The organism is Neobacillus nitrireducens (genome assembly GCF_030915405.1).
Taxonomy (GTDB): Bacteria; Bacillota; Bacilli; order Bacillales; family Cytobacillaceae; genus Neobacillus.
The window spans coordinates 4,142,393-4,154,132 of record NZ_CP133262.1 but is presented as its reverse complement, the minus strand read 5'-3'; the positions used below and the strand labels follow the sequence as shown (position 1 = coordinate 4,154,132).

7 protein-coding genes, 1 pseudogene and 1 riboswitch are annotated in these 11,740 nt (G+C 40.8%); of the genes and pseudogenes, 4 read left to right on the top strand and 4 right to left on the bottom strand.

The genetic code is table 11. The features are described from left to right. Positions 1–10: 10 nt before the first annotated feature. From RCG22_RS20100 to RCG22_RS20085, 4 genes are all read right to left on the bottom strand, one after another. Complete coding sequence (locus RCG22_RS20100) at positions 11–313, bottom strand: lasso peptide biosynthesis PqqD family chaperone (RefSeq protein ID WP_308107212.1); 303 nt, start codon at positions 311–313, stop codon at positions 11–13. A 2-nt stretch (positions 314–315) separates the two neighbouring features. Then, on the bottom strand, positions 316–1,248 hold the full coding sequence (locus RCG22_RS20095) for a phosphoenolpyruvate carboxykinase (ATP) (protein WP_308104406.1): 933 nt from the start codon (positions 1,246–1,248) through the stop codon (positions 316–318). 168 nt (positions 1,249–1,416) lie between these two features. Next, a complete protein-coding gene (locus RCG22_RS20090; RefSeq protein ID WP_308104405.1) occupies positions 1,417–1,572 on the bottom strand; it encodes a paeninodin family lasso peptide in 156 nt (51 codons plus the stop codon). Positions 1,573–1,576: 4 nt separating this feature from the next. Further along, positions 1,577–3,526 (bottom strand): asparagine synthase-related protein, encoded by a 1,950-nt coding sequence (locus tag RCG22_RS20085; protein WP_308104404.1) that lies wholly within the window; start codon positions 3,524–3,526, stop codon positions 1,577–1,579. Positions 3,527–3,918: 392 nt separating this feature from the next. Next, positions 3,919–4,036: riboswitch (SAM riboswitch) on the top strand. A 94-nt stretch (positions 4,037–4,130) separates the two neighbouring features. Between RCG22_RS20085 and RCG22_RS20080 the strand changes: the two genes are divergently transcribed. The 4 genes and pseudogenes from RCG22_RS20080 (at position 4,131) to metH (ending at position 11,722) form a co-directional block, all read left to right on the top strand. Beyond that, a complete protein-coding gene (locus RCG22_RS20080; protein WP_308104403.1) occupies positions 4,131–5,243 on the top strand; it encodes a methionine biosynthesis PLP-dependent protein in 1,113 nt (370 codons plus the stop codon). Next, positions 5,243–6,436, top strand: coding sequence for a cystathionine beta-lyase (gene metC, locus RCG22_RS20075; protein WP_308104402.1), 1,194 nt, complete (start codon positions 5,243–5,245; stop codon positions 6,434–6,436). Before RCG22_RS20080 ends, metC begins: the two co-directional genes overlap by 1 nt. After that, complete coding sequence (locus RCG22_RS20070; RefSeq protein ID WP_308104401.1) at positions 6,433–8,295, top strand: bifunctional homocysteine S-methyltransferase/methylenetetrahydrofolate reductase; 1,863 nt, start codon at positions 6,433–6,435, stop codon at positions 8,293–8,295. The genes metC and RCG22_RS20070 overlap by 4 nt, the downstream gene beginning before the upstream one ends. Next, positions 8,273–11,722, top strand: a pseudogene (metH, locus tag RCG22_RS20065) (methionine synthase). Before RCG22_RS20070 ends, metH begins: the two are co-directional and overlap by 23 nt. Positions 11,723–11,740: the final 18 nt, after the last annotated feature.

Here is an 11,740-nt window from a genome sequence, read left to right as displayed (position 1 = left end):
GAATCCTTCCTTACTTTAAATCTTTTTCTATCATAATTAATTTCTCTTTTAATAACAGCTCTAAAAAGGGGATTACCTCGTCCTGGCATTTACTTTGGTCCACATCAAAGTCTTTAGTTAATTTTGAGATTAATTGCTGAATAGAAATAGGGGTTTTTATATTACCCCAAATACACCCACCAATAGTACCTAAATTGTAGTATTTTCCGTTATCAATACTCATCATCACGGTTTCCCCATCCATATCACTGATAATATTTCCTGGACTTTGAACGATCGTAGTTTCCATTGAAAGTTTATACTCACTTAGCATTTTCATTTTCCAATCTCCTTGTCTATACAATTTAAGATTTGCGAAACTAACTCGTTTACTGTAAACGAATTATTTGGCCTCCGTAACTGATACATAGTTGCCCGATTAACAATCTTCGTTGAATTTGTAAAATGCCAATTGGAAAGACCGAGGTTTTGAATCAGAAAGTTCCTGTAGGTATGAATTAAGATCGTCTGCAAACGAGAAAGACCTTCAATTTGTTTAAGCTCTATTTCTTCGTTTTCGGTTATTGCTAATTCGAATAAGCCTGCAAGTGGCAGCGGATTAGATATGAATTGATCTTTGATTGGAATTGCAAACTTAGTTTCTCTTTGATAAACAGGTCTGAACTCTCTATTATCGATTCCGAACGCATCCAAGCTTTTTTGCCAAAGTTTCTGTTGGGGATAGGATGGAATCACCATTGGTACATTATCATTTGTAAAATAAACACCAATTACATCATCTGTTAGCAATTGATAACCTTTCTGGAGAAAGGCTGATGCCAAAGTAGACTTTCCAGCCCCAGAATCACCAATAATAGCGTAAGCTTTTCCATTGATTGCGACAGCACTCCCGTGTAAAGGAATGATTCCTCTTTGCATCAAGATTGCCCCCATACAACTACCCAATAGATACAGTCGTATGACATCTTCTTTATATTCATTTAGAGGTGATACAGTGATTCTACTTCCCTCTTCAACAAGAAAAATAGCTGTGTCAGCAACCTTAAACATAACTAAAGTTTCATTCATTACTAAAGTGCTTTGCGAATCTGATAATTCAACCCATAATTTCGATAAATCCTTTAATTCAATTTCTATATCAATAGAGTCTCTCTCGTTATCAACCACTAATAATTCAGGGAAAGGGATTCTACTTTTCACTGAAAATCCAAAGGCATTATAAACTACTTCATTTGCAACTTTCTCCATCGTATTCACTCCAAAAAGTCCCTTATTTATAAAAAGCCCTTATATAATCTTCCATATACAAGGGCCTTTTTTAAGTCAAATAATACCGTCTAGATGGACTCTTAGACATAAAATTTCAAACATCCTACAACATAACCTAAGTAAGTGAAAACTTAATTATTCTTCATATTAACTCTTGGCGTCCATATGCAGACCAGTAACTGGATCTGTAGGGATTGTCTCTCCATCGGCATAGGTAGCATCATAAAAATTTCCTGCAGTGTTATGCATTGTCAGCTTTACATCTAACATTTCTAATACAGGTGTCTTCCACTCTCTTTTCATCTAATCACCCCCTTTCAAAGTATTTTTTTAGTAAGCGATATACTATTACAACTCTCATTAATATTCTATAGTCTGGGTCAGACATACTTTCTGTCCTTAAACCCTTTTCACTATTATTTAAAGCCGACCTTATTACTTCTCCATCAAAAAAATTTATTAAGGATGAGTCATTAGTAAGTTCTTTCACTTCTTCAATGAGCATACTCCAATCTGGAATCATCCGATGGAGCCAATCTGCACCTTGGACACCTCTGACATGTTGATTTAATCTAATTTGGTCTGGCAGTAAATTTTCTGTGGACCTTCGGATAAGCGCTCGATCTAGCCCATTTTGAACAAATTGCTCTTCTGGTACTGAAAAACAAAAACGAGCTACTCGAATATCATTTGTAGGATCACGTTTCCAAAGTTTATATCGCAAGGATAGTTTGGCATCAAGTGTACTCCCCGAATTCCAAGTGGAGATATTTTCAAAGATAATTCTTCTTTGTTCGTAAATATTTTGCGAGGTTAACCAGCCAGAGTTATCAATCCCATAATCCCTTAACTTTGAAAATACACCCGTTCTCTCAGCCAGGTCTGGGTTAATTAAAGTCGGGAGGTCCAATGCTTTGTTCGCTGCTACCTTTTGATTTATGAAAGGAAAGCCCTTTCTAATAATAAAAGGCAGTAATCGAAATCTTGCTCCTCCTGTTTTCATACTATAAAGATGTAATTCTTGAATAAGCCGCAGCCACTTAAATCTTTTTAATAGAATTGCATAGTAATCTATTGCAGAACCCCACGATATCGTTGAATTGCCCTTATCACCGTTTAAGAGAATCCCGATGCCTTTCTCGTGTGCTTTCTCAAAAACACCTCTTAACCAGAAAGAGTTTTCTGCAAATTTGTACGGCATTTCCATCACATCAAGATATTGGTCTATTTCGGTATAAGAACTTCTCCCGTCAAAATCATAGTAATGGTCAGAAATTCCTCCTACATATTCAACCGTTTTCTTAATATATGGTCGCTCATTCGGCATTAATCGTTTATGTGTGAAATCAACAAAATCTTTCGGTGGGATATAACTGAAGGTATGTAATGTCTTATTTTCTTTTTGAAGTTCTTTTGCTGCAAAGCCTACAATTGCTCCGGAATCCAACCCCCCACTTAATTGCGAACCTACTCCACGATGCGTTCGTAACCTACTATTTACTGCCTTTTGAAAAACCTCTTGAAATGCCTCTACGTATTCTTCATTTAATTTCAATTTTAATTTTTCTTTTGGCATAAATGTTCCGTAGCGTTTTAGGTTCGTTCTTTCTCCATTAATTGTAATCGAATGAAATGGAGGCACTTGATCAATATTTTTAAAAGGGGTCATTCGAGCATCGACCGTATCAATCATTCCAGTAATAGCTAAAAATTCAGCAAGATAACTTTCGTTTAATTGCTTCTCAATATAGGGCAAAGTCAATAAGGGTTCGATTGTTGTACAAAAAGTTAATCGTGAATTATTCTTGAAATAGTATAGCGTCCTATATCCAGAAGGATCTCTTGCACCAAAGATTTGCTGTTTCTTCTCGTCCCAAATCATAAAGGCAAAATCGCCAACCAGAAATTTCGGAGAGTCCTCTCCCCATTTATGATAGGAAAGCAAAATAAGTTCACTATCAGTTATTTCTTTTCTTTTCCTTTTATCAACTTGTAATCTCTCAAATAATTCATCTCGATTATCTATAATTGCATCAGCTGTAATAGCTAGTTTCCGTTCATGATCATAGTATGGTAGTTTTTCACCTATAGACTCTGGTGTGATCCATTGAGCATGGCAGCCAAGGAAGACTTTATCACTATGCCAAGTTTGGATATCATCAGCCGGATATTTTTCTAGTTCTTTCATTATTCGATTTCCGTGCTCTAAATTGATTGGTTCATCGTTTAAATGATATATTCCGGCGATTGCGCTCATCTTTCCCTCCTACCAGCAAGAAAATTCTATTATTAAAGATTATTTCATTAGTTCACTAAAAAGAACAACTTGACTATACATAACTACATGAAACTTTATTGAATGCAAAGTTCCCTGTATATTTTATATTTCAGTGAAAAATCTTTTAGAATCTAATGGTATATGTAACCTATTACCTATATTTAATTTCATTATGGTTCTCTATCAAGAACACCTGATGAATTTATCATATATCCTCAAACCATCACTGTCAATCACTTTTCAAATATCAAATTTTATTTTATTATTTGTGGAATTTAACAATAGATTCTTCATTAAATTATTTTATACAAAAACAATTTGACATCACCACTTTATTGTAGTAAATTTTATAAATAATCTAAATATTAATTTTCTTATCAAGAGAGGTTGAGGGAATGGCCCGAAGACACCTCAGCAACCATCAATGGCAGATAAACATTGAAAAGGTGCTAAGTCCTGCAAATTAATTGCTAATTTGCAAGATAAGAAGAATGACTTTTTGGTCGTACTTACAAAAGCCTTTCTTCTTATAGAAAGGCTTTTTTATTTAATTATTTTTTATACAACACAAGGAGTGGTCGTCATGTACAAAATTGAAACGAAACTTGCCCAAATTGGTAATCGCAGTGAGTCAACAACTGGAACTGTAAATCCGCCTGTATACTTTTCAACAGCCTTCCGCCACGACGGAATTGGGCAATCTACCGGATATGATTATATCCGAACCGGAAACCCCACGCGTCAACTCCTTGAAAAAACAATTGCTGATTTAGAATGCGGTGATCAAGGATATGCCTGCAGTTCAGGTATGGCAGCAATTTTAACCATTCTCTCTTTATTTGAAGCTGGAGATGAATGGCTGGTTAGTGAAGACTTATATGGCGGAACATACCGCTTATTAGAAAAAGGCTATAAAAAATGGGGCTTGAATAGTCAGTATGTTAATACCTGTTGTCCGGAAGAGATTGAAAAGAATATTACCCCGAAAACGAAGGCGATTTTTTTAGAAACACCAACCAATCCACTTATGCAGGAATCCGATATTGCCGCTATTTCAAAATTGGCAAAAAAACATGGCCTATTGCTAATAGTAGACAATACCTTCTATACTCCACTATTACAGCAGCCGATCAACCTTGGTGCGGATATTGTTATCCATAGTGCAACGAAATACTTAGGAGGGCATAATGATGTTCTTGCCGGGCTCATTGTGGCAAAAGGAAAGGAACTTTGTGAATCCTTAGCCTTCCATCATAACGGGGCAGGTGCAGTTTTAAGTCCCTTCGATTCCTGGTTGTTAATGCGCGGGATGAAAACTTTATCGCTTCGTATGGAGAGACATGAAAAAAATGCTAAGAATATCGTCGAATTTCTTTCCCAGCATGATGCTGTAACAGATGTCCTCTACCCTGGAAGAGGTGGAATGGTCTCTTTTAGAATCAAAGACGAAGCTTGGGTTAATCCATTTTTACAAGGATTACAGCTGATTAGCTTTGCAGAAAGTTTAGGTGGGACAGAAAGCTTTATTACTTATCCGGCAACACAAACACATGCAGATATTCCAGAAGAAGTTCGAATTCAAGCAGGCGTCTGCAATCGGTTATTACGTTTTTCCGTAGGAATTGAGGATTCACAAGATATCATTGAGGATTTGAATAAGGCTTTTGTACATGTCCAAGAAGGAGTGATTGCATAATGGCGCACGGCGAATATACCTTTGAAACTAAGCTCCTTCATAATAAGCATAAAATTGATCCCGTTACGGGTGCGGTTAGTGTGCCCATTCAACATGCATCGACCTTTCACCAATCTGATTTCGATCAGTTTGGCAAATATGATTATGGCCGCAGTTTAAATCCGACAAGGGAAGCACTAGAAGATGTGATTGCCGAACTGGAAGGCGGGGTGAAGGGCTTTGCCTTTTCATCCGGTATGGCCGCCATTTCGACCGCATTCCTTCTGCTTTCCGCCGGTGATCATATTGTCATTACGGAGGATGTCTATGGCGGGACCTTTCGGATGGTTACGGAGGTCCTCACACGGCTCGGAATTGAACATACCTTTGTCGATATGACGAATTTAGAGGAAGTAGAACAAGCGATTCAGCCAAATACAAAAGCGTTTTATGTGGAAACACCCTCGAATCCGTTAATGAAAGTAACGGACATTCAAGCAATCAGCAATATCGCAAAAGAGACGGGCGCGTTAACATTTGTTGATAACACGTTTCTTACTCCCTCCTATCAACGACCATTGGAATTAGGAGCGGATGTTGTGCTTCATAGTGCCACCAAGTTTTTATCGGGTCACAGTGATGTTGTTGCTGGTCTTGCTGTCGTTAATGACGAAGCTTTGGCGAAAAGATTAGGCTTTTTGCAGAATGGGTTTGGGGCAATCTTGGGTGTTCAGGATGCATGGCTCGTTCTAAGAGGCATTAAAACACTACATGTCCGGCTGGAGCAATCACAAAAATCAGCGATTAAATTAGCTGAATTTTTAGATTCCCATCCGCTTGTTGAAAAAGTTCATTACCCAGGCTTGGAGAGTCACCCGCAATATCAGATTCAGAAAACACAAGCAGCCGGCCCGGGAGCGGTCTTATCGTTTGAGCTAGCGAATGAGGAGGCACTTCGAACCTTCCTAGCCCATGTTCAAATACCTGTTTTTGCTGTCAGTCTAGGAGCAGTGGAATCCATACTTTCCTACCCGGCGAAAATGTCCCATGCTGCAATGCCTCAAGCAGAGCGTGAGAAACGAGGGATTACGAATAGCTTAGTTCGCTTATCGGTTGGACTTGAAAATTCTGAGGATTTAATCAATGATTTTTCACAAGCTTTTAAGCAGGTTGAACAAAGTCAGTTGGTCTTTCAACAAGGAGAAACATCATGAGTTTTTTAGAAAAATTAAAAAATCAAATTTTAATAGCCGATGGGGCGATTGGTACGCTGCTTTATTCCTACGGAGTGGATTCATGCTCGGAGGAATTAAATCTCTCCCAGCCGGAACAAATCCAAAATATCCACCTCGCATACATTGATGCCGGGGCGGATGTCATCCAAACCAATTCCTACGCTGCTAACTATTTAAAGCTGCAGCGCTATGGATTAGAAGATTCAGTGAAAGAGATTAATAGTGCCGCAGTCCGTCACGCCAAACTGGCAGCCCAAAAGAATGCTTATGTGCTCGGAACAATGGGCGGAAACCGCGGGATTAAAACAAACTCTATTACAATAGAAGAAATTAAACGAAGCTTCCGTGAACAACTATACTGCCTACTCCTTGAAGGTGTGGATGGAATATTACTTGAAACTTACTACGACCTGGAAGAGCTTGAAACCATTCTAACGATAGCGAGAAAGGAAACAAAGCTTCCGATTATCGCCCAAGTTTCCCTTCAGGAACCTGGATTTTTACAAGATCGGACGCCTGTAAATGACGCTTTAAAAAGACTGGAAGCACTTGGTGCGGATGTCGTCGGCCTTAATTGCCGGCTTGGCCCTCATCATATGCTGCTTGCACTTGAACAGATAGAACTTCCGGCGCACGCCTATCTTTCTGCCTATCCAAATGCCAGTCTTCCTGCTTATACGGACGGAAAGTTTCATTATGAAGGAGATCCGGCTTATTTTCGGAATTCAGCCAAAGCATTCCGGGAACAAGGGGTCCGGCTGCTAGGCGGCTGTTGCGGGACGACACCTGAACATATCAAGGCCTATGCTTCTGAATTGAAGAATAGTGTTCCAATTTCTGAAAAAGTAGTAAAATTAAGACCAAAGAAAATAATTGTAGAACCGCATGTACCCAAAAGGGAGTTTACTCCCCTTCAGGAAATTGTCAAAGAGCGGCCATCAGTGATCGTAGAATTAGATCCTCCTAGAAAGTTAGATACTACCAAATTTTTCGAAGGGGCTAAAGCTTTAAAAGAAGCAGGCATCGATTCGATAACTTTAGCGGATAATTCCCTTGCAACCGTTCGAATCTCGAACGAATCATTAGGTTACCTAGTGAAACAAGAATTAGGAATGCGGCCGCTCATTCATATTGCCTGTCGTGACCGCAATATTATCGGCCTGCAATCGCATTTAATGGGGCTTCATACACTTGGGATGACCGATGTCCTAGCCATTACCGGTGACCCTGCAAGAGTAGGCGATTTCCCTGGAGCTTCTTCTGTTTACGATGTGTCTTCATTTGAGTTAATTCAAATGATTAAGCAATTGAATGAAGGTTTATCTTTTTCAGGAAAAGATTTGGGCCAAAAGACAGACTTTAGCATTGCGGCAGCCTTTAACCCTAATGTCCGCTCACTGGACAAAGCCGTGAAGCGACTTGAGAAAAAAGTTCAATTTGGAGCAGACTACTTTATCTCCCAGCCGGTATTTTCAGAGGAAAAGTTACTCGAAGTCTATGAACATACCAAGCATCTTAATGCACCAATCTATATTGGTTTAATGCCTCTGATTAGCAGTAAGAACGCAGAGTTCCTGCATAATGAAGTGCCCGGAATCAAGATTGCCGACTCCATCCGTCAGCGGATGGCCCAATTGAGTGATGATCCGCTTCAAGCGGCTAGAGAAGGCATTGCAATTTCTAAGTCACTCATCGATGCTGCCTTAGACCTATTTAACGGAATTTATTTGATTACACCATTTTTACGTTATGAATTAACTGCTGAATTAGCGTTATATACTCGTCAGCGGGCCAGTGAATTGAGGAGGACCAACTATGCCGAAAACACCATTTACTGAACAACTCAAAAAACAAATCCTTGTCATGGACGGGGCAATGGGAACCATGATCCAGCAAGCAAATCTTACCGCTGAGGATTTTGGCGGTGAGCAGTATGAAGGCTGTAATGAAAACCTCGTATTAACTGCACCCTCTGTGATTGCCAATATTCATCGCGAATACTTAGAAGCTGGAGCAGATATCATTGAAACCAATACATTCGGGGCAACCAATCTGGTTCTTGATGAATATGATTTGGGTTTTAAAGCCTATGAGATTAATAAAATTGCTGCCTTCCTTGCCGTCAAAGAAGCTTACAAATATACAACCGATGAGTGGCCGCGCTATGTGGCAGGCTCCATGGGACCGACTACTAAAACCTTAAGCGTAACAGGCGGAACGACCTTTGATGCACTTGCTGCTGCTTATGAAGAACAAGCCATCGGCCTCATTGATGGCGGGGTTGATTTACTGCTGCTTGAAACGAGTCAAGATATGTTAAATGTGAAAGCAGGCTATGTTGGCATCGAAAGGGCGTTTGAAAAAACAGGCAAAACACTGCCATTGTTTATTTCGGGGACCATCGAGCCAATGGGCACGACTCTCGCCGGGCAGTCGATTGAATCATTTTTCATTTCAGTAGAACATATGAATCCCGTAGCAGTTGGACTTAACTGCGCAACAGGACCGGAATTCATGCAGGATCATGTCCGCTCCTTAGCAGATTTAGCATCGACAGCAGTCAGCTGTTACCCAAATGCGGGGCTGCCAGATGAAGATGGCCATTATCATGAAACGCCCGAAACGTTAGCCAAAAAACTTGCTGATTTCGCCGCCCATGGCTGGCTTAATATTGTTGGTGGCTGCTGTGGGACAACTCCGGATCATATACGAGCGATTGCCGATGCAATGAAAGAATTCCAGCCTAGAGAATTCAAGCCAACCGCTGTTCATATGGTGTCCGGGATTGAACCGTTCATCTATGACGATCCAACGTTACGACCAATTATGGTCGGCGAACGGACAAATGTGATTGGCTCACGTAAATTCAAACGGTTAATCACTGAGGGGAAATTTGAGGAAGCGTCCGAGATTGCTCGAGCCCAAGTGAAAGGCGGCGCGCATGTCATTGACCTTTGTCTTGCCGACCCTGACCGTGAAGAAATGGTCGATATGGAAAATTTTATTAAAGAAGTCGTTAAGAAAGTAAAGGCTCCCCTCGTCATCGATTCCACCGATGAAAAGGTAATTGAGCGGGCCCTTAAATATTCGCAAGGAAAAGCGATTATCAATTCGATTAACCTTGAAGATGGTGAGGAACGATTTGAAGCAGTTGTCCCATTAATCCATCGCTATGGTGCGGCTGTCGTTGTCGGAACCATTAATGAGGAAGGCATGGGCGTTACCGCTGAGCAAAAGCTATCCATTGCAAAACACTCGTATGATTTATTAGTAAATAAATATCGTCTGAAGCCGCAGGATCTCATTTTTGACCCGCTCGTGTTTCCAGTCGGTACGGGGGATGAACAATATATTGGTTCTGCCAAGGCAACGGTTGAAGGGATCCGGTTAATTAAGGAGCAGTTCCCAGAAGTACAAACGATTCTTGGCATTAGTAATGTCTCCTTCGGGCTCCCTCCTGTCGGCAGGGAAGTTCTAAATTCCGTTTTCCTATACCATTGCACCCAGGCTGGTCTTGATTATGCGATTGTTAATACGGAAAAATTGGAGCGGTTTGCTTCCATTTCCAAGGAAGAAGTTAAGTTAGCAGAGGCTCTTCTTTTTGATACAACCGATGAGACGCTTGCTACCTTTACTGAATTTTACCGCGGCAAAAAGAAGGAACCGAAAGTAACTGTTCCAAATATGAGTGTGGAAGAAAGACTGGCCTATTATGTGGTGGAAGGGACGAAAGAAGGCCTGCTTCCAGATTTAGATTTAGCCCTTGAGACGTATCCTGCCCCGCTCGATATTATTAATGGCCCATTAATGGAAGGGATGAAAGAGGTTGGCCGTTTGTTTAACGACAACCAGCTCATCGTTGCCGAAGTGCTCCAGAGTGCTGAAGTAATGAAAGCAGCCGTATCGCATTTAGAACCACATATGGAAAAAGGCGATGTTTCTGCGTCGAAGGGAAAAATCATTTTAGCCACTGTAAAAGGTGATGTTCATGATATCGGAAAAAACCTTGTTGATATTATTCTAAGTAATAATGGTTATGAAGTCATCGACCTTGGGATTAAGGTGAATCCAACCGACTTGGTTCAAGCCATTCTTAGGGAAAAACCAGACATGGTTGGTTTATCTGGCTTGCTTGTGAAATCGGCGCAACAGATGGTATTAACCGCACAGGATATGAAGGAATCCGGTATTGCCGTTCCGATCCTCGTTGGCGGTGCCGCCCTTTCTCGGAAATTCACAGATACGAGAATTGCAAAAGAATATGACGGGCTCGTCCTTTACGCCAAAGATGCCATGAATGGCTTAGCCCTTGCGAATCAATTGAATTCGGAAGAGGAAGTTCAGAAATTAATGGTTTAGAAAAATGAAAAATTAGCTTCTTTAGCGGTTCCAAGAGAGTTTGAGCGCCGTTCGACGGTCTCTGTTGCGGTTAAACCGAAGCCAGCCGTTTCGACCCAGGTGCCTGTCTTTACGCCAATGGATACGAAGAGGCATGTCCTTAAATCGTACTCACTTTCACATATTGAACCCTATATCAATATGCAAATGTTGATTGGCCATCATCTCGGTGTAAAGGGGAAAATCGCGAAGTTATTAGCAGAGAAAGATGAAAAAGCGGTCAAGGTCAAAGAAGTAGTTGACCAATTGCTAACGGATGCGCGTGTAAACGGTTGGATTTCTCCAGCAGCTGTTTATCAATTTTTCCCGGCACAATCGGATGGTAACAAGGTCATTATTTATAGTCCCGAAAATCCAGATGAGGTTATTGAAACATTTGAATTCCCTCGTCAGGAATCGGCACCACATCTTTGCTTAGCTGATTTTCTAAAGTCCGTTGACAGCGGTGAAAAAGACTATGTTGGCTTCTTTACAGTCACGGCTGGCAGAGGGATCCGTGAAAGAGCGGAGCAATTTAAGCAGGAGGGCCGCTTTTTAGAGTGTCATGCCCTACAAGCCATGGCTTTGGAGACCGCGGAAGGTTTTGCCGAGTTGATTCACCGTCAAATGCGTGACCGTTGGGGCTTCCCGGACCCATTGGATTTCACCATGCAAGACCGTTTTACAGCTAAATATCCGGGTCAGCGTTTTTCGTTTGGCTACCCTGCTTGTCCTGAATTAGAGGATCAGAAAAAACTGTTTAAGTTAATTGCGCCTGAAGAAATCGGCATCCAGTTAACAGATGGCTGTATGATGGAGCCAGAAGCATCTGTTTCTGCAATCGTGTTCGCCCATCCAGAAGCTAGGTATTTTAATGTGTTAAGGTAAGGATTTTCATTGGATTCC